17 protein-coding genes and 2 pseudogenes are annotated in these 19,324 nt (G+C 52.0%); 9 read left to right on the plus strand and 10 right to left on the minus strand.

Annotation, left to right across the window (positions count from 1 at the left end):
* Positions 1-36 precede the first annotated feature (36 nt).
* Complete coding sequence (locus tag FCL42_RS00735; protein ID WP_136861458.1) at positions 37-1,122, plus strand: hypothetical protein; 1,086 nt, start codon at positions 37-39, stop codon at positions 1,120-1,122.
* Positions 1,123-1,490: 368 nt separating this feature from the next.
* On the opposite strand, the gene FCL42_RS00740 is transcribed toward FCL42_RS00735, so the two are convergent.
* Positions 1,491-2,354 carry a LysR family transcriptional regulator gene (locus tag FCL42_RS00740; protein ID WP_136861459.1) on the minus strand — a complete coding sequence of 288 codons (864 nt, stop codon included), beginning with the start codon at positions 2,352-2,354 and terminating at the stop codon, positions 1,491-1,493.
* 110 nt (positions 2,355-2,464) lie between these two features.
* Between FCL42_RS00740 and FCL42_RS00745 the strand changes: the two genes are divergently transcribed.
* Positions 2,465-3,103: a TetR/AcrR family transcriptional regulator gene (locus FCL42_RS00745; protein WP_136861460.1), complete on the plus strand. Its 639-nt coding sequence runs from the start codon at positions 2,465-2,467 to the stop codon at positions 3,101-3,103.
* A gap of 198 nt (positions 3,104-3,301) precedes the next feature.
* Entirely contained in the window at positions 3,302-3,940 is a 639-nt protein-coding gene (locus FCL42_RS00750; RefSeq protein ID WP_136861461.1) for a TetR/AcrR family transcriptional regulator, read from the plus strand.
* Between the two features lie 123 nt (positions 3,941-4,063).
* On the opposite strand, the gene FCL42_RS00755 is transcribed toward FCL42_RS00750, so the two are convergent.
* The 4 genes from FCL42_RS00755 to FCL42_RS00770 are packed head-to-tail and all read right to left on the minus strand — an operon-like array spanning position 4,064 to position 6,519.
* Complete coding sequence (locus FCL42_RS00755; RefSeq protein ID WP_136861462.1) at positions 4,064-4,657, minus strand: class I SAM-dependent methyltransferase; 594 nt, start codon at positions 4,655-4,657, stop codon at positions 4,064-4,066.
* Positions 4,647-5,036 (minus strand): VOC family protein, encoded by a 390-nt coding sequence (locus FCL42_RS00760; RefSeq protein WP_136861463.1) that lies wholly within the window; start codon positions 5,034-5,036, stop codon positions 4,647-4,649. The genes FCL42_RS00755 and FCL42_RS00760 overlap by 11 nt, the downstream gene beginning before the upstream one ends.
* A 35-nt stretch (positions 5,037-5,071) precedes the next feature.
* Positions 5,072-5,827 (minus strand): PepSY domain-containing protein, encoded by a 756-nt coding sequence (locus FCL42_RS00765; protein WP_136861464.1) that lies wholly within the window; start codon positions 5,825-5,827, stop codon positions 5,072-5,074.
* Entirely contained in the window at positions 5,827-6,519 is a 693-nt protein-coding gene (locus FCL42_RS00770) for a peptidase (protein WP_136861465.1), read from the minus strand. The genes FCL42_RS00765 and FCL42_RS00770 overlap by 1 nt, the downstream gene beginning before the upstream one ends.
* Before the next feature lie 158 nt (positions 6,520-6,677).
* On the opposite strand from FCL42_RS00770, the gene FCL42_RS00775 reads away from it, so the two are divergent.
* Together FCL42_RS00775 and FCL42_RS00780 are read left to right on the plus strand one after the other, a co-directional pair.
* Entirely contained in the window at positions 6,678-7,988 is a 1,311-nt protein-coding gene (locus FCL42_RS00775) for a DJ-1/PfpI family protein (RefSeq protein ID WP_205729197.1), read from the plus strand.
* Between the two features lie 323 nt (positions 7,989-8,311).
* Complete coding sequence (locus tag FCL42_RS00780) at positions 8,312-9,574, plus strand: hypothetical protein (protein ID WP_136861467.1); 1,263 nt, start codon at positions 8,312-8,314, stop codon at positions 9,572-9,574.
* 91 nt (positions 9,575-9,665) lie between these two features.
* Here FCL42_RS00780 and ykgO read toward each other — a convergent pair whose 3' ends face one another.
* The 4 genes from ykgO to FCL42_RS00795 form a co-directional block, all read right to left on the minus strand.
* Complete coding sequence (ykgO, locus tag FCL42_RS00785) at positions 9,666-9,797, minus strand: type B 50S ribosomal protein L36 (protein ID WP_136861468.1); 132 nt, start codon at positions 9,795-9,797, stop codon at positions 9,666-9,668.
* The gene (locus tag FCL42_RS00790; protein WP_136861469.1) at positions 9,794-10,048 is read right to left on the minus strand and encodes a type B 50S ribosomal protein L31; all 255 of its coding nucleotides are present in this window, start codon (positions 10,046-10,048) and stop codon (positions 9,794-9,796) included. The genes ykgO and FCL42_RS00790 overlap by 4 nt, the downstream gene beginning before the upstream one ends.
* A 107-nt stretch (positions 10,049-10,155) precedes the next feature.
* On the minus strand, positions 10,156-10,296 hold the full coding sequence (locus FCL42_RS21650; protein ID WP_169308237.1) for a hypothetical protein: 141 nt from the start codon (positions 10,294-10,296) through the stop codon (positions 10,156-10,158).
* A 69-nt stretch (positions 10,297-10,365) separates the two neighbouring features.
* Positions 10,366-13,281, minus strand: coding sequence for an alkaline phosphatase family protein (locus tag FCL42_RS00795; RefSeq protein ID WP_229359741.1), 2,916 nt, complete (start codon positions 13,279-13,281; stop codon positions 10,366-10,368).
* A gap of 157 nt (positions 13,282-13,438) precedes the next feature.
* Here FCL42_RS00795 and FCL42_RS00800 point away from each other — a divergent pair, with 157 nt between their 5' ends.
* The 4 genes and pseudogenes from FCL42_RS00800 (at position 13,439) to FCL42_RS00815 (ending at position 18,048) form a co-directional block, all read left to right on the plus strand.
* Entirely contained in the window at positions 13,439-14,131 is a 693-nt protein-coding gene (locus FCL42_RS00800) for an SDR family oxidoreductase (protein WP_136861470.1), read from the plus strand.
* A gap of 60 nt (positions 14,132-14,191) precedes the next feature.
* Positions 14,192-15,274, plus strand: a pseudogene (locus tag FCL42_RS00805) (alkene reductase); the annotation flags it as partial.
* 30 nt (positions 15,275-15,304) lie between these two features.
* Positions 15,305-16,387, plus strand: a pseudogene (locus FCL42_RS00810) (alkene reductase); the annotation flags it as partial.
* 866 nt (positions 16,388-17,253) lie between these two features.
* A complete protein-coding gene (locus tag FCL42_RS00815; protein WP_136861471.1) occupies positions 17,254-18,048 on the plus strand; it encodes a DUF364 domain-containing protein in 795 nt (264 codons plus the stop codon).
* Positions 18,049-18,096: 48 nt separating this feature from the next.
* Here FCL42_RS00815 and FCL42_RS00820 read toward each other — a convergent pair whose 3' ends face one another.
* Positions 18,097-18,942 carry a mechanosensitive ion channel family protein gene (locus FCL42_RS00820; RefSeq protein WP_136861472.1) on the minus strand — a complete coding sequence of 282 codons (846 nt, stop codon included), beginning with the start codon at positions 18,940-18,942 and terminating at the stop codon, positions 18,097-18,099.
* Positions 18,943-19,324: the final 382 nt, after the last annotated feature.

Genomic DNA, 19,324 nt, shown 5'->3' on the forward strand with positions numbered 1-19,324 from the left:
GCAAAATCTCTATTAAAGGAACGAATGATGAAACTCATGAAACTAACTACTTTAGCGGCACTATGCCAAATGGCTTTAGTTCCGGTAACTCACGCAGCTGTAAATGGCGACCTGTCTTTAGGTGGTTTTGTTCGCGCTAACTATAGCTTGGTTGATTACAGCGACTCTTCTAAAGATAAAAGCGGTGATGCCTCTTTTGATGCAATGAGCCTAACTTTTGATGGCAAAATTGATGGCATCGGTATTAGCGTTGATTACCGTTTTGCTAGCGGCTTTAACTACATCAAGCGTGGCTACGGCTACTACGATTTCAACGACAACACCCAACTTCAGGTAGGTATTGTTAAAGTACCTTTCGGTAAAGAAGGCTTCCTGTCTAACAGCTACTGGTTCAGCACCAACTACTACCTTGGCTTCGAAGACAACTACGACACCGGTGCGAAACTGGTGTGGAACAAAGATAACTGGCACCTGGATTTTGCCTTCATCAAAGGCGCCGAGTACGGTAGCGACACCAACGAGCGTTACGGCGCTGACATCATCGGTGCTCATGAAGAGATGAACCAAGTGAACGCTCGTGCGGTATACACCATCCCAATGAGCGAAGGTCATCTGAAACTGGGTGCGTCCGTAGAAGCAGGCCAACTGTACTTCAAAGATGCCGATTCTCAGTTTGATGGCGATGACGATAGCCGTTACGCCTACGCTGCCCACGCTGATCTGCAGTGGGGCGCTTGGAACCTGCAAGCTCAGGTAACCAACTACAAATACAACACCGTTGATGGTGGCGACACCCTGACTGTGGGTGTGGTTGGTGGTACCTACGATATCGCTGCAGAAGCGACTGGCTACAACTTCAACATCGCCCGTGCATTCGACATGGGTTGGGGCACCATCACTGTGTACAACGACTACGGTCTGGTTTCTCCAGAAGGTGACGGCCAAGACGACTCCATGCAGAACGTGACTGGTGTGAGCATCTCTCGCGGTCCTATCTTTACCTACATCGACTACATCATCGGCGACAACATGACCTTCGCCGGTGGCCCAGGTGTTGGTTTGGATAACGACAACACTGACAACGAGAGCCGTTTGAACATCAACTTTGGTTTCTACTTCTAATGAGTATTGGGGAGGCTCTGCCGCTCCCCATTTTTATCGAGGTCAGCATTGTGTCTGCTGACCTCGACGTTTCATTGTCTACCCGATTTCAGGTACTTCATTCACTGACAACTTAAAAGATTCTCAGCGGTTCTTCGAGCGTTAGTCACGCTTATATGAGAGTCTATTGATGCGCTAGGTTTTGGTTGCGTTTCATCATCATCATTTCCCTGCAACGCGAAATTTGAAGTACCTGCCTTTTCCCTCTTCCTCTACCTACACGTGTTTCCACGTAGTGATCAGCCATGAATACCAATTTCTACATTACTGGGGTGGGATTGGGCACAAAAAAAGCCACCTTGCGGTGGCTTTATTGCATCTGTCTGCCTCTATTCTAGTGGGTGCACCATCTTATTGAGGTTGGCTTTGAGTAGGCTACGAAGCTGCTCCAACAGCTCAGAATTAGAGTTGGGGTTAACGTAGTAAGACTCGTTAAACATCGGCAATTTGGGCAGTTTGTGCTCCACCGGATCCAGAATCTGCATCTTGTCGCTGACGCGGAACTCTGCAATAGGGGCAATAACCAGATCATCTTCTACCGCCATGCACATTGCTTGAGGCGAAGGTGTAGACAACAACAGGTTGATGGGGCGCATCGATACGTTGTGATTGGCAAATACCTGGGCTCGGATAGGGCAGTTTTCTGGGTACAGCGCCATTGGGATGGAGTCACGCTTGAAGGCGTTACCATTTTTGGCCGCGGCCCAAACGAAGCGACGTTCAAACAGCAGTTCACCATGGGGCTGAGGATGCCAGTGAGTGGCGATGATGGCATCGAACTCACCATTATTTAGACGCTTGTAAAGGTTGCCTGATACGTCAGTGTCGATGGCTAGCTGGATATTGGTGAATTCACGGATGAACTCAACCAAGCCACTTTGCAGGTACCATTTTACGTAGTCGGTGGGCACCCCGAGGCGCAGAACCTGCTTGGTCTCCTCTTTGAGGTCATCCAAGGCTTGCACATTGAGCTGCACCATCTTGTAGGCGTAGTTCAACAACTTTTCACCCGCTTCCGTCAGCGTGGCACCACGATTGTCGCGAACCAATAGGGTTTGACCCACGCTTTCCTCAAGCTTTTTGATCTGTAAGCTCAAGGCGGACTGGGTGCGACAGATACGCTCTGCTGCTTTGGAGAGGTTTCCAGTTTCGGCAACGGCGATAAAACTTTCGAGCAGTTCAACTTTTAGCATGGGCTATTGGATTTAGTAATGATGCTCTGATTATTACTCAATATTCACCTAGACCCTAGGTTGGTAACCTAAGAGTGTGAGTTACAACCGTGAATATATCGGAGTTAATCATGAGCAACTGGAAGCAACGGGAAAACTTTCTGGTGAACGTTGCAAGACGTCACCTTCGTGGTCATAAGACCTTTGATCTGTGTCGTTCTCACCTAGTTAAAGCGAGTCAGATATCAAAAGGTACAGTTTACAATCACTTCGCAAGTGAAGCCGACCTGATGGTGGCTGTGGCGACAGCCGAGTATCAAGATTTTCTTGCCCAAGCTCATGATGACAGTCGCGGGTTTGAGGACCCATTGTGGGCTTTTCTCTACCACCACTGTCGCCGCTTGAGCGACATCATTAATAATCAGCGATTTGTGATCGCACGCATTATGCCAAATCCAGACATTCTAGCTCAAGCCAGCCCTGAAAATCAGTTGGCCTACCAGCAAGCCTATCGAGCCTATGAAGCTTGGAATCGTAATCAGGTTGAAGCCATGGGTGAGGTAACAGGGTTTGATCGACTGGAACTGGTGACCAACTTTATTCGCGGTACCATGATCAACATTGATGATGCCGAAACGTGCTGTGATGATGCGACGGTTTATCATCAGTACTGCTATGCGATGACTCAACTGTTGGGCCACTCTCACCGGCGAATTCCTGAAGCCAGAGAGTTAAAAGCCTGGTTCGTAGAGGTCCGTCAGGTCGCCTAAAAATCCGAATGCTTGGCATTCTAGATTGAAATATCATCAAGGCTCAGCTTTTTGGTTGATGGTGCTGTCTGCCTTGCAGTAACTGGGCTTTGGTATTGGTTTTCATCATGGTGCTACAACTATTACTCAATTTTCAGCTTGATAGTGAGTTGGTACTCTAACAGGGTCGAATTAACCCATTCCACGTTGGAGTAGACCATGAGCAGTTGGGAACAGAGAGAGAAGTTTTTGGTGGACGTAGCCCGTCGTCAGTTAAGGGGCCACAAAACCTTCGATCTGGTGCGTTCTCATCTGGTTAAAGCCAGTCAAATCTCCAAAGGTACCGTCTACAACCACTTTCCCAGCGAAGCCGATCTCATGGTGGCGGTGGCCACTGCAGAGTTTCAGGATTTCCTTGAACAAGCCAAGGAAGATCGAAAGAGTTTTGACGATCCTCTGTGGGCCTTTCTGTTTCATCACTGCCATCGAATCAGTGATGTCATGTGTGACGATCGATTCGTCATTGTTCGGGTGATGCCAAACCCAGAGATTTTAAGCCAAGCCAGTGAGTCGTATCAGACGGCATTTAATGAGGCGTTTGGTGCCTACACCCAGTGGACCGACGAGCTTATTGCTGAAATGGGTGAGGTGCCCGGGTTCGATCGTCCAGCCTTAGTTCGAGATTTTATCCGAGGCACCATGATCAACATTGATGATGCCGACAGCACCTGCGGCGACTTACCGGTTTATCAACAATATTGCTATGCATTGACTCACCTGCTTGGCCATTCGGACAAACGCATTCCAACGCAATCGGATCTTAAGCAGTGGTTGTCTATGCTGAGAGAAGCCGCATAACCGTTGCATCACCACCAACACAGCAAGCCGTTGTTACGCTTCAAATGAGCGATCGAGTTCGAGGTCAACTAGGAGAAGTGCGTGTTGAGGCCCCACTTATTACTGACATATGGGGCCTAAATGCTAGCGCTTGATGGCGGTTACCGAGAAGCTATGCCAATGCTTGGGTCGTCCAAGGGAGGTCATGCCGGCTTCGTTTTGCTCATCCCAGCGAACAATCTCAAACTCCGTAAACATCTTCTGTAGCTGCTTTTCAGAGATTGGTGCGGTGCTGCTGCGGTAGTTGGTCGCCCAGGTGTCATCAGGGCCCATAAAGTTACCCGCGAACACTCCGCCTTTCACCAATGCTGTGCTTATCCGTTTCCAGATGGCTGACAGCTTTTTGGGCTCGGCAAACAGTAAGCTGGAGTTGGCGACAATCACTCCTGCTTCTGGATACTCAAAGTCGTCAAAACTGGCCTCAGACAGGTGCAAGCTGGGATGGTTGCCAAAGCGCTGTTTGCATAGCGACACTGCCACTGGATTGATGTCAAAGCCGTGCACTTGGTACTTCCTATCCAACAGATAATCGACATCACTGCCTGTCCCACAGCCGCAGTCGATGGCCACCATGCAATCTGATTGATTCAGCGATGCTGCTTGAGCCGTTCTCGGATGATGGGGGCGGCTGAGTGCTTTATCGTAATATTGCCGCCAGATGACATCGTTACTGTTCATCGTCATTGGCACCCTGAACTGGAGTGTGGCTTTGTGACCAGACGGCGAACTCGTTGCCACTTGGCTCGATAAAGTGGAAGCGGCAGCCGCCAGGGAAGTCGAAAATCGGCTTGCTGATGACGCCGCCGTGGTGCTGCACTTTCGCTTGTGTGGCTGAGATATCGCCGCTGTAGAACACCAGTAGCGCCCCGCCGTGATGGGTGGTGTTACTGAGATTGGCTCGGTAAAAACCGCCATCCAGACCTTGATCGCTAAAAGCGGTATAGTCTGGACCATAGTCGGTAAATGACCACCCAAATGCCGCTTCGAAAAAGCGTTTGGTGGCGGTTAAGTCTTTCGCTGGAAACTCAACATAGTTCAGCTTGCCATCCTGGTGCATAGATCCTTCCTTGCTCCGTGCGAACCGGTTTAGCGTCAGTCGGTCGGGCTCGCAGCTTTGATTAACGATTTGTTATAGCGGCGCTTTTTCCGCCAGTCTTGAATTATAAGGCCGCCGCCACTGTAAACCAGTCCCAAGCTCAGTAGTGCCATTAGCCAGGCAAGAGGTTGATTAAAGCTACCTTGATTGAACAGATCCATAAAATGCAGCCGCCACATCAAATCGGCGACCTCAGTGTGCCGATTTTTATGGCCGATGAGCTGTCCACTGCGTGCGTCTAGGTAAACTCGAGTGTGTAATGTGTCGTTAAATTGAACTTGCCATAAGGCATTGCACTGCTTGGGCCACTCAGATTGATTTTGGGGGATATGGTTGGTGGCGACAACTTGCCCTGGGCCGGAATAGCTTGCGTTTGCCAATGATGCTGCATCTTCGGCGTTCAATTGGTAGGGGAGGCCGGTTGAGGCATCGACCAAACTCTGCTGCTGGCATTGATGGGCGTAGCGAGTGGTGCGATGGCTTAGAAGATAGTAGGGCCGCTGATTTAGCCAGATCAAACTGAGTGTCTCAGTGCTTGAGTGGCGCTCCAGTATGGTGGCGGGCTCCAGTAAGGTGAACTGAGACAGCTTGGGTACTTTGGCTTGGCTTTGGGTTGCCAAGTAGGTGCTGCCTTTGAGCTCTTCATGGGGCGTTAAGTTGAAATAGAGACCGGTTGTTAGCCAAATGAGCAGTTGCCAGCCCACCAGCAGAGCTGCCAGTCGATGTAGATAACGAATCGTCCGCGGTTTCATTACAGTTTTCCTCGGCGCCAACGCTTTTGGGCCAGATAAAAGCCACTGAGACTGGCCACAAGCGCCAACAGAGCGGTGATCAGCAGCAGAGGATTATCAACGTCAGCACCGTCGTCATAATCCATGATGTGCAGTCGCCAAAAGAGGTCAAAGGCACGCCACAGTTCATGGCGACGAGTGACAACCTCACCGGTGGCCATTGAAACGTACAAGTGAGTTGCCCACAGATTGTCGAACTGCAGCTGCCACACAGGGAGATGGCGAGAGCTCAGCTCCTGCGGCGCCTTAGTGGTTATGGCTCGAACTTTAGTGATCTGGTAATGCTCAGGCACGTGAGCGGCAGCCACCGTCATGGCCATCGATTTGGTTATCTGTTGTTGCGCCCTGCCGGTAATGGCGTTGACCAAAAGTGGTTGCTCGCCGCGCAAGCGGTAGTAGGGTGTGCCTGCGATATTGGTCAGCTCAATGCCTGTTGCGTCAGGGAACCTCCGCTGCAGCTCAACAATCGTCAGGCGGATTTGCTGCGGGCGAAGAAAATCCGGCGAATGGGGCTGATAGTGATCGCCGCGAATGAACCCTAAGTCCATCCACACAAAATAGGCACCACTGATAAACCAGATGGCCATTGGTAATAGCAGAATCTGCATCAAGCGACGGTGGAACTTGGCGGCAGTGAGGGGTATTCCTTTCATCTAAATCCATAGGATTAAAATCGAAGTTCAAACTTAACAAAGAGTTAGAGCGTGGAGTAGGGCTAATTTTGTTATAGGGGAACAGATGGGCGTCGATGTGTCTCGGTTTGCTTATGCACGATGCTTATAGTGATTGCATCTTTGTTTCAGGAGGGCCAATGATGCGCCAATTTCGTTCCTTAACCCTTGGCTTTGTGATGACCTCCGGTATGCGTGAGGCGGATGTAGTGAATCTGCAGACCATTTTTTCCGCCCATCCACGTAACCGATGCTTGTTTATCAGTGAGACTGGCGAGCCGGTAACAGGCCGAAGTGGTCTCAGGCTAGAAGCTAATTGCCGCTTTAGCCAAACTCCGAAGCTGGATCTACTGGTTGTTGGAGAGATGACTGAGCAGTCACTGCAAAATCCTCAATTACAGGCTTTTTTAAGTCGAGAAGTCCCGCGGGCTAGTAAGGTGATTGCGGTATCTAATGCTGTGGTGGCGTTGGCAATGGCGGGCTGTCTCGACGAGTTTTTGGTGACCGCCGACACACCTAGCATCCATCGATTGCAACAGCTTGGCATTAAAGCGATTGATTGTGGCCAGACCATAGTTGATGGCAAATTCTATACTTCAGGCCCTTGCACCAGCGCTATTGAATCGGCCTTCATGGTGATGAATGAGCTCAGAGGCAGCGGGCTGACAAAGCTGTTAGAGCTTAATCTTGAATATCACCCTAAGGCTCGGTTCTCCGACGTTTCGGTTCCTGCCCAGGCACCAGAAGAACTGGCTAGCATCAAGCCGTTAAAGATTGGGGTTACCGTCAGTCATTTTCTCTACCTGCCTGATGTGATGGGAGCCATTGATGTGCTGTCGGCACTGCCAAAGGTTGAGTTCTATTTTGTTGGAGATGCGCCAACAAAGGTGCAAGCGGCGCTGGGGCCTGAGGTTTTCATCGATACTCCGTTCGAGGATTGCCCACCATTAGACATTTTATTGGTGGGGGCGGCCATGCCTAAGCAAAGTATGAATGTCGAGCTGTTGCAGTTTATCAAGCGGCAAAGCCAGCAGGCCGCTGCAGTGATTGGGGTGTGCGCGGGCTCAGTGCTGTTGGGACAGGTAGGGTTGCTGAAAGGTAAAACCGCCGCCACCAACTTTCATATGCGCAAGTTGCTGCCACACTTCGGTGCTGAGATCTCCCGTGGGGAGGTGGTGGCTGATGGCAAGGTGTATACTGCGGGCCCCGCAATTGGCTCTTATGAAGCGGCATTGATGGCGGTAGCCGAGCTTTTTGGTCAGCCTGTGGCTGCGTATCTGGAGCAGCATCGACTTGAGTACCGCCCTCACCCACTGCACGGCGTCGGCACTCCAGAGCTGGCGGGCAAAGGGTTAACCAATTTGAGCTTAGTGCTGTGCTGTGGTTTCAATCCGTTATATCGACAAGCCGCTAAGATTGGGTGTCGACGATTGGCGCAAACAACGGCCTGATCACAATACTGGCAACGCCATGACAATAGGGGCTTTGTCTTAAATTTTGAGTTTGAGTTAGTTGTAATTTAAATGCGTGAGCTGGTTGGAGTTTTTAGTAATTTCTTGTTGGACAGTCGCTGCCAATCACTCTTTTCCATTGTTAATCAAATCAGAACGTTAAGTCTTAACCTTTACTCGCTTAGGTGGCGAGCTTTTGCTTTAAATTATGCGATTTTTATTGTCAACAATTAGTGAAATCAATGACATGTGATAATTGTTGGTTGAGAAAAATCCGGGCGTCTCTATCATTTTTCGCAGGTTTAAGAACTTGGTGAGACCCCATGAGATCCATTTTGTACACCACTTTTGGCATTGCTCTGTTAAACGGTTGCGGTTCGGGAAATTCGTCACCAACACCGGATACCCGGCCAGCCGCTCCGCAAGAGCAATCGATTATGGAGTCCGATCGGTTTGAGGTGATATCACCGGTGCCTGATGCCGTGGTAAAGGCTTACAAGCTGGACCGTGATTATTACGCTAAGTACATCGATGTTTGGGGCATACCGGTGCTTGGCCCTGAAACGGTAAGTAGTGTTCTTTTAAAGAACGCCGCTGAAATTGTGGCCCACCAATTGAGTGACGACAATTTGCAGGCTGGCATGGGCCCGCTCATTCGTGAAGCGCTATATGACCGCCATTTTCGGGTGGTGATTTTTCCGAAGCAGCCCGATGGCTACGGCTCAACTCTGGTTCCTGAATATCGTAATTTCCCTGACGAAGCGGGTTACGGCGCCACCCCCGAGGTGCCGCTGACAGGCATCAATTCTAAGGCGCTAGTGTACATGGGAGATTGGCCTAATCCACAGTCGGGAAACACCCTAGTGCATGAGTTGACCCACTCAATCCATCTACTGACTCTGGATACCTTAGTGCCCGATTTTGAAGCGCAATTGGCTAACGCTTACCAACATGCTCAGGCTGAAAATCTATGGTCGGGTACAGGCATGGGGTACATCAATACCAATCGTTTTGAATATCTCGCGGTGGGCAGTGAACTTTGGAACAACGTTAGAGCTCATGAGGCTTTGAGTAGCCGCCCTGAATCCATGAGTTTAAGGCAGCACCTGCAAGACAACGATCCCGCACTGTATAATCTGCTGTCCCTCATCTATAGCGATGAGCACCATTTGACGGAGCAGCTAACCATCTATCGGGGATATCACACCTTGACGGTGGAGCTAACCGATGCCGATTATCCCATCGCGTTAGACCTCAACCAAGTTAACTCTCAGCTTTACTCCGCAGGTGAGCGCTTTTATGTGTCCAAAATTACCAATGAGCAGGTAAGAGACCTGGCGGAAGCTCGCTACGCCTATGGTTTTAGCGCTCGTTTTCCTGGGCATGATCTGGATATTGATCTGTTTATTCCTGATCTGAACCAACGTCATGGGGATTATGTAATGCAGGAATATCGATTTAGACTAACTCAGCTGGACACGGTGCTGGCCGACTGCAGCTTCACTCGTCAGGAACTTCTTAGCTACGCGGATAGCGAGGGAAGGATACGGCTCGCGGATCCTATTTCCTGCCAACTGAGCCGTTGAGGTGACACGGGCCAGATGAATTCAAATCGCGAACAAAGGCGGCGTTGACTGAGACGCCGCCCTGAATCAATGAGAGAGTAAAGCGGTAAGATTAGGCTTTTCCTTGCACCGCTTTAAAGCGCGGATTTGACTTACAAATGACGTAAACCCGGCCTCGTCGCTTAACGATTTGGCAATCTGGGTGGCGCTTCTTGGCGGTTTTCAGGGAGCTGAGAACTTTCATGATTTGCGTCCTAAGCTCTTAAAGCGTTTCTTGAACTTCGCAATTTGCCCTTCCGACTCAACAACCCGCTGCTTACCCGTGTAGAAAGGGTGCGAGCTGCTAGAGACATCAATGGTGACATAGGGGTACAGCTGCCCTTGGTAGTCTATGGTTCGATCGGTCGCGACCGTTGAACCGACCACAAAGTACTGATCAATCGAGGTGTCGTGAAATACCACCTGGCGATATTCAGGATGAATGCCTGATTTCATAATTAGTCTCCTCCAAACGTGTGGGGAGCATAGTAATTGTTACTTTATAACATTTCAATGAGTTTGATAATTATTATCGTTTATTGATGGCGTTCATCGTATTGAGGTTAATCCAATAGCCAGCTCGGCAGTTCACCACTAGGGGAAGAGGTGATTGGGATTACTTCAGTATTGCCAAACTCCCATACCCGCAGACAAACCAGCAGGCAGATGAGTAACGTAATCAGAGTTACCTGAAAGGTTCGCATACTCGCCTCCAACAAAAAGGAGCTCAATGTGAGCTCCTTTCAGTGTAGAGGACCCGTGCCATTGGGCTGTTAATTCGCCGCCGTTACTCTGAGTTCAGGTAGTAGTGATGGATAACCCCAACCATCTTGGTCTTTGGTGATGGTTTCGCCACTTAAGTATTCGTATATCGTGGGTGCCAGCGAGCCATTTTCTCCGAGCTCGATGCGCTGCTTGGCGGTGACCGGTGCGCCCCAGAACCCTACGAATGCGTCTTTCTCAAGATAGTGCTCTCCCGCATGGCGACCAGGTACCTTGGTGTTGTAGCCCACCCCCTCTTTAGGAAACAGGTTGATGGTGCCGGAGCGGTCTTCATCGTACAGGTGCGCCAGTTGGTTTACGGCATCGGGGCGAGCGCCAAAGCTTGCCAATTGTCGCCACTGGCTTTCGTTACACCAACTCTCAGGGTTGCTTGGGCTAGCTTGAATCAGACAGGCGTCTGCCAAGCGCTGCTGCTGTTGACGCTGAAGCTTGGTGAGTGGCGCCTTGTAGGGATTATCTGCCAACAGGTTTAGCAGTGTGGGTTTGGATTGCTCAGCTAGGCTTCGATACAGCACCTTTTTCCCTTGGCGCTGAATCAGTTCATCGAAACGCTGGCCGTCACGGTGCCCCACTAAGCGAACGCTGCACTGGCGAAGGTCGCAGGGGCTTTGACGAACCACCAGGTAATCCAAGCTGTGCTTGAGGCGAGTGGCGGCTTCGCTGATCAGATCGATCTCTCGCACTGAGTGTTGCGGTTGCCAGTGGATAAGTTCTCCGTAGAGAGGCTGGGTTTGCCAGCTTTGGTGTGAGTTAAACAGATCCAGCATGTAGTTACCGCCAGCGGTGGAGGCGATCACCACATCCACACCTCGGTTGCTAGGGAAGTTGAGCGCATTGGTGATCTTCGGGCCTTCCCCTTCGTCGGAAGAGATCTTTTTCACTTCCAGTTTGATACCGTAATCCTGCTGCAGCGCTTCCAGCACCTGAACCTCTGGGTTTAGGGTGTAGTAAACCGGTGCTAAACCGTGGTCTCCGGCCATCCCCCACAGGGTCTGCTCATAGATGCCTGCATCCTTATAGACCGATTCCGTTTTCCCAAGCCAGAAGTCTAATCGATTCAGTTCACCGGTAGGGGCAATGATCTCGTCACTGAAGGGCCCGGTGAAATGAGCGAAGTGATCTGGCCACGGGTTGTAGATCAGCAGGTAGTCCGGCATGCCGGACTCCGCCAGTTGCGCCAGATTGATGATGCGCTCAATAAGATGGCGTTTGCCGCTGATTTTACTCAGGGGCGTTAGCCAACTGAGCTCCATGTAGTCAGAGAGGGCGGCGATCAGTTGTTGTCGCTGCTGGCGAATCTCAACTTCTGCCTTGGCGCGGCGGTTAAGCTCTCCAAGGCAGCGGCGTTCACCAAAGTCTCGAATGGCTTCTCCAAGACCGAGGTTGAGCAAAGCGTCAAAGCCCAGTTGAGCGTTCCAGTCATACTGGGCGTTGCAGCTCATGGTTTTGAGGTAGGGCAGGCGATCAAACATGCTGCGCCCGCCACTTTGATTGAAGATGCGCTCCAGTTGCAGGGCATCGTTGCCAAAGAAGTAATAGGCGCGGTCTTGCTGGCGGTCGACAAAGTGAAAGTTGGGGATGCCAGTGCCGCCGGGACCGGCCACTTTGGCTCCGGTCTTGGTGATAGGCAGGTTGCGTACGCTGATGGTTGGGGTGCTGGCGCTGCCCTGAGCGACGATGCCTTGGGGCTGCTGATACAGGGCTTTGAAAAACGGTAGGTAGTTAGGATCTTGATAAGGCGCTTCGGCCAATTTGGTTAAAAAGCCCAGTTGCTGCTGATGCTCTGGAGCGCCGCTGGCCTCATTACCTGGCTCAAATTGCTGGCGATTCTGATGTTGTTGCCACGCGGTGGTGAGAAAGCGGTTCGGGGCATTATCGGCATCGACCAGAGCTTCCACCAAGCCTTGCTGCAGACCATCCACCACCACCTGTACTGCGCGAGGACGTTTATCTTGGCTGCGAAGAAAATCCAGCAGCGCCTTGGGATCTTCATCGAGGGTATTGGTCATCCAGTTCTCAAAGGCGTCACTGCGATGCTTAGCAAGGGCAAACTGGCGATAGCTTTTAAGCACCGAGAAGCGCACAAAGTCGATAAGACTGATGGTGACCGCCTGTGCCTTGTTGTTCACTTTATTGGCATTTTCTGGCTTAGCATCCTCAAGGATCATCCCCAGCATCTGCTTAAATTCACCAGGCTCCATTCCTTGATGCACCTTGGCTAGCAGCGGTATCAGCAGAGGCTGAACTTTGGCGATCAGCGCTTGGTCGGCGTCGCTGTTATCGAGGTATTGGTAATGATCGTCCAGATTGCGGCCCAGTACCCAGCGTTCGTTGTTGAACAGCACGTCATACAGGCTGACCAGAGTGGCGATAAGTTCATCGTTGACAAGGCTTGGGCTTTCCGGCTCCTTGCTCGGTTCAGCGGGTTTTGATGTAAAGCGCATTAGCGAATGTTCAAAGCTGGAAAGCGCTTGAGGCTCATAGACGGTCAGCAGATGGGCCTTGAACTGGTCTTGGTCATCGTAGCCACCGTACAGGCCTTTAAACATCGCCAGAAAATAGCCCAACTGAATGGCGTAGGCTGGGTTGGCGAGGCGGGCGATCACTCGGCCTTTGGTGTCGGCGTCCAGAGGCAGGGTCAGGATATAGGCGTCTAGCGTCAAGCCACCCACAGTAAACAGGGTCAGATCGCGGCTGGTGGCGATCAGGTTGCTGCTGCCATCGAGGATCTGCTCCTTGATGATCTGAGTGCTGTGGTAGAGGCCGCCAAGAATTGGCACTTTGCTCACGGGCTCGGCCTGAGCGGTGGATGCGGCACCTAAAATTAGTGCTGCCTGAAGCAGTTTGGCTCTCTGTTTTTTAAAGCGTGTCATCGCCTGTCCCTGAACATCTATGTCGGTTTTCACTCTAACTCATTGAATGATTTAAAGACACCAACACAAGATCGAAATCTGCACCCTAAGATATTTGTAAAAATGACAAAAGTAAGTTGTCTTTTTTGTGGTTAATCGCCGGGGCGTCTCGCAGTAAAGTGTCGTCACTATCGATACGTTGGAGGATGCCATGGGCACCGTTTTAATCACCGGCGCAAACCGCGGTTTGGGTCTTGAGTTTGTTCGTCAATATGTGGCCAGTGGTCATCAGGTGTTGGCCTGTTGCCGCAACCCTCAGTCAGCCACGGCGCTGACCGAGCTGGCGACAGAGAGTCCGCAGGTTGAACTGCTGGCGCTGGATGTGACCGACGAGACTCAGATTAATCAGCTGGCAAAACAGCTACACGGTCGTGCCATCGACATCCTCATCAATAACGCAGGGGTATTGGGCGAGCAGTGTGCCGAGTTAGGCAAGATGACTCAGGCGGATTGGCTCAGCGTGCTGACCATCAATACCGTGGCTCCAGCGCTGATGATTCAAGCATTTGCAAGCCATGTGGCGGCTAGCGAGCAGAAAACCATTGTTGGCATCAGCACCCGTGTGGCCAGTATTGAAGACAATGGCTCTGGGGGCATGTACAGCTACCGCGCTTCCAAAGCGGCGCTGAATCAGATCTTAAAATCTGCCGCCAATAACCTGCAAGCAGAGGGCGTTAAAACGCTGGCTATCCATCCGGGCTGGGTGCAGACCGACATGGGGGGCGAGAACGCCACCTTTACCCCACAGCAAAGCGTTTCCGGCATGATCGCCGTTATCGACCAATTGACCCCAGAGGCATCTGGAAGCTTCAAGGTGTTCGATGGCAGCGACATCCCTTGGTAGACGCTAGATAACCATTTCATTTTGCCAGCTTCGGGCTGGATGCAGTTTGAGAGAGCAACCATGACCGATTCGTTGTTTAACACCGTTCAATTGGGCGGCCGCACTCTGGCCAACCGCATTGTTATGCCACCGATGACCCGCTCCCGTGCCAACAATGGCGATGATGCGGCTAACGCCATGATGGCGGAGTATTACGCTCAGCGTGCCGATGCGGGCTTGATTGTCTCCGAGGGCACCCAAATTGGGCCTTTGGCCAAAGGCTATGCCTGGACGCCGGGAATTTACACCCAAGCGCAGATTGATGGCTGGAAGCTCACCACCGACGCGGTGCACGCGAAAGGCGGGGTGATCTTCGCTCAGTTGTGGCACGTAGGCCGAGTAACTCACCCGGACAACATTGGTGGCCAGCAGCCGGTATCGGCGTCTGCCATCAAGGCGGACAATGTGAAGGTGTTTGTGGATAACGGCAGCGACGAGCCTGGCTTTGTGGACTGCGTAACCCCACGAGCGCTGTCGGTGGCCGAGATTGCCGAAGTGGTTGCACAGTATGCGCAAGCGGCTCGCAACGCCATCGAAGCGGGTTTTGACGGCATCGAACTGCACGCTGCCAACGGTTACCTTATCAATCAATTTATCGACTCAGAGTCTAACGCTCGCACCGACCACTATGGTGGTAGCTTGGAAAACCGTCTGCGCTTCCTTGATGAAGTAGTGGCGGCGATGAGCGCTGCCATCGGTGCTGACAAAGTGGGCGTGCGCCTGGCGCCACTAACCACCTTAAACGGCACTGTGGATGCTAATCCGCAGCAGACCTACACCGCAGCCGCAGCGGTGCTTGAGCGTCACAACGTGGCCTACATGCACATCGCAGAAGCGGATTGGGACGACGCACCAGTGATGTCTGATGAGTTTAAGCGTGGCCTGCGCCAAGCGTACTCTGGAGTGATTATCTACGCCGGTAAATACGATGCCGACCTAGCACAAACGGCGCTGGAAACCGGCTTGGCGGACATGATCGGTTTTGGTCGCCCCTTTGTAGCCAACCCAGATTTAGTAAGCCGCATTCGTGATGGCAAAGCTTGGGCGACTCATGTGCCAGAAACCCTATTTGGTGGCGGTGCCAAAGGCTTAACCGATTATCCTCTCAGCGAAGAAAGAGGTCTGTTTGCACCTATGGCCCATGGCGATTTGTCTCTGGCAAACCGGGTGGCAATGGCACCCATGACCCGCTCTCGTACCGACCAACCAGGGGATCGCCCTAACGCCTTGATGGCCGAATATTACGGTCAGCGAGCCACGGCGGGGCTTATCATCACCGAAGGGGCGCCTATCTCGGCGGTTGGGCGTGGCTACTCCATGACTCCGGGCATCTACACCCAAGCGCAGATTGTCGGCTGGCGTCAGGTTACCGATGCGGTGCATGCCAAAGGCGGTAAAATTTTTGTGCAGCTTTGGCACGTTGGCCGCCGCTCTCATGTGAGTATCTCCGGTGAACAGCCAGTGTCCGCATCGGCCATTAAGGTGTTTGATCAGGTTTATGGCCCGCTGCCCGAGGGTGGATTTGGCATGATTGAAACCAGTGCTCCTCGAGCGCTGAGCAGTGACGAGATTCAGTACACCATCGCGGATTTCGTACAAGCGGCAAAAAACGCCATGGAAGCGGGCTTTGATGGCGTAGAGCTGCACGGTGCTCATGGCTACCTTATCGACCAGTTTATGCGCGAAAGCAGCAATCAGCGCACTGATGAGTATGGCGGCAGTCGCGACAATCGCATGCGCTTTATGTTGGACGTAACCCGTTCAGTAGCGGCGGCCATTGGTGGAGACAAGGTAGCAATTCGCATCTCGCCGTTTGTGATAGAGGGTGACAATCAGGTCGACCCAGAAATCATCGAGTTGACCTTAGAAGCCGCCGCTGAGCTGCAGAAACTGAATCTGGCTTACCTGCACCTGTCGGAAAACATCTCCAATTGTCAGGAGGTGCCGGAGCAGTTCCGTCAGCAGCTACGTGCGGTATACCGTAATCCTATTATGGTGGCGGGGAAATATACTCAGGAGTCCGGTGAGGCAATTTTGGCCAAGGGCTATGCCGATCTGGTGGCCTACGGTCAGCCATTTATTACCAATCCGGATCTGGTGAGCCGCTTTAAGTATGGCATTGAACTGACGCCAGTCGGCTACGACGCCCATGCGGCCTTCTACGGTGGTGGCGCCGAAGGGTACACCGATTACCCAGCGGCTGAACTGCCAAAATAGGTTAGATATCCAAAACGCCGCAAGCCTAGCTTGGGGCGTTTTTTGTGTCGGGCTCTCGTCTAGGGGGCTCGTTGCAGGGAGGTAGAACCCACCATTGAGGTTAAATTCTCGTTTGCCGGCGAACGCCGGTATCCAGTGTCTTTGGGTCTTTGGCGCAAGGACGCTAATGCCTATGACGCCCAAAAAGAACGCAGGACCCTGATGTGCGTCAGGGAGGTGTTTGTAGGATTAGCCGACTAATTCAAGCTCAGCGTTACCGGCAGCACTCTCCAATGCTTTGCCGGCGAACGCCGGTATCCAGTGTCTTTGGGTCTTTGGCGCAAGAAAGCTAATGCCTTAGACGCCCGAACAAGGACTCTGGACCCTGACGTGCGTCAGGGAGGCGTTTGTAGGATTAGCCGATTAATCCAAGCTCAGCGTTATCGGGAGCACTCTCCAACGCTTTGCCGGTGAACGCCGGTAGCCAGAGTCTTTGGATTTTTGGCGCAAGGACGCTAATGCCTATGACGCCTCAAAAGGCCACTGGGCCCTGACGTGCGTCAGGGAGTCAGAATCCACCACCGATGTTAAATTCTCGTTTGCCGGCGCACGCCGGTATCCAGTGTTTTTGGGTCTTTGGCGCAAGAAAGCTAATGCGTCATATGCCCAAAGAAGGACTCCAGACCCTGACGTGCGTCAGGGAGGTGTTTGTAGGATTAGCCGATTAATTCAAGCTCAGCGTTATCGATAGCACTCTCCAACGTTTTGCTGGCGCACGCCGGTAGCCAGTGTCCTTAACTACACACATCAGTTCTGTGAGGAGAGCCGTTACCCCTGAAACGCAATTCGGAGTAAGCTTATTCCCAAATTCCACTGAAGAGCCCGTCATGAACTCCCTTTATACCAAGGTGCTTGAGGCCGCAGGCGCTACGGCGTCGCTTAAGGTCACCGCCATTCACATCGCTACTGGTGACATCGAAAACAACAAAAGCGCCAAGTTTGGTGCCATTGAACTGGAAGATGGCACCGTAGGCCTTACCTACACTCGCCTAGGGGATGCCCTCACTCGTTTGCAAGATGAAGCTTTGTATCAGGGCTTCATCGGCAAGCCGGTTTCTGAGCTGGCTGAGCTGTATCTAAGTGATGAGCCGTGGCAACAGGTGCTTGGCGCCGCTGCGCTTAATGGCATCAGCCAAAGCCTGTTAACGCAGCGACAGTTTTCCTATCCCAAATCGGAAGACAGCCTAGCGCTTCTTAATATTCAAGATGGCGATCGTGTCGGCATGGTGGGTTACTTCCCGCCATTGGTGGAGCAGCTGCAGCAACAGGGGATCGGCGTTACCGTGATTGAGCTTCGCAGAGACCTAGCTCGAGAGGAAAACGGCCTGCTGGTGACGGACGATACCGCCAAGTTAGCGCAGTGCACCAAGGTGCTGATCACCGGCACCACAGTCATCAACCACACCTTAGAGTCGGTATTGAGCCATTGCCAAAATGCCACCGATGTGGCCTTGGTTGGCCCAAGTGTGAGCCTGCTGCCGGAGCTGCTGTTTGAGATGGGCATTACTGCCATCGGCGGCCGAGCGGTGCTAAATACTCCCGCCTTCCTAGAGCGCTGGAAAAGCGGTGACAAGTGGAAAGACTCGGTGGTGCGCTACAGCCTTCGCAAAGCCGATTACTAAGCTTCCAATACTAAAATGCCCCGAACTGGGGCTTTTTCAGTTTTTAGGTTAGTCCGACTTTTCCGGATACAGCTCATGGTAGGCGGTGATGAAGTCAGAGCGTATTAAGAATTCCAGGTGATTGGCTTGCTCGGTAGGGCAGAACAACATCACGTGAACGTTCTGGTCGCCATAAGCGGAGTTGTCGATGTGCACATGGGGATCGGGCCCTGGCAGGTCGACGCCAGCGTGTTTTTCGACCACGCCATTGTAGCGGCGCGCCACCTCAATAAACTCCTCACAATGCCCTTCAATTTGCTTATTGAACTCAGGAAGTAGCGGCAGCAAGTTTTTAAATCCGGGCACGACAATGGTGAAGTTGTGGTAGACGTAACGTTTCATGAAGTTGAGGTTTTTGACCGGATAGGTGAAGAACATGCTGTTGGGCAACGTAATGGTTTTGCCGGTGAAATGGTAGTGGCCATGGTGCAGATCGATCTCCTGAATCACCGTTGCCATTAGGTTGTGCTCAAGTACTTCGCCACTGCTTTTGCCCACTTCAATCCAGTCGCCGATGCGAAATGAGCGCGAGGAAGCTCTTTGAATGGAGCCGGTAAAGCAGAGGATGATCTCTTTCGATGCCACCACAACGGCCACGGCGATGGCGGTTAAGGAGAGAGCAAATTCACTGACTTCAGAGCGCCACAATAGGAACATCGACAGTAGTACGATGCTAAAGGAGGTGTTTTTGGTCAGTGAGATCCACTTGCGCTGGTCTTCTGACAGGAACATGGCATCGCCACGAATGCGGTAGAGGGTGAGCCGCCGAATGCCCCAGATGATGAAGATAAGCACAATGCTCAGCAGCAGCTTATTATCAACTAGAAATGTTAAAACTTTCTGAGCGTTTTCCATGGGTTACCCACTATTTTTTCGTTTTACTCACCATAGCGGAATCGCCAAAACGCTTCAAACCTAGCGCTTTGAAATTGAGATAAGTGTGGAGTCTCATTCTCCAGCGTTTTGCCGGCGCACGCCGGTAGCCAGTGTCCTCGGGTTTTGGATGTAAGGAAGCCAATACCTCACACGCCGCAAAAGGCCACTGGGCCCTGACGTGCGTCAGGGAGGCGTTTGTAGGATTAGCCGATGAATCCAAGCTCAGCGTTATCGGCAGCACTCTCCAACGCTTTGCCGGCGCACGCCGGTAGCCAGTGTCTTTGGGTCTTGGGCGCAAGGACGCTAATGCCTCAGACGCCCAAAAAGAACTCAGGACCCTGACGTGCGTCAGGGAGGCGTT

The organism is Ferrimonas aestuarii, from assembly GCF_005116665.1.
Lineage (GTDB): Bacteria > Pseudomonadota > Gammaproteobacteria > Enterobacterales > Shewanellaceae > Ferrimonas > Ferrimonas aestuarii.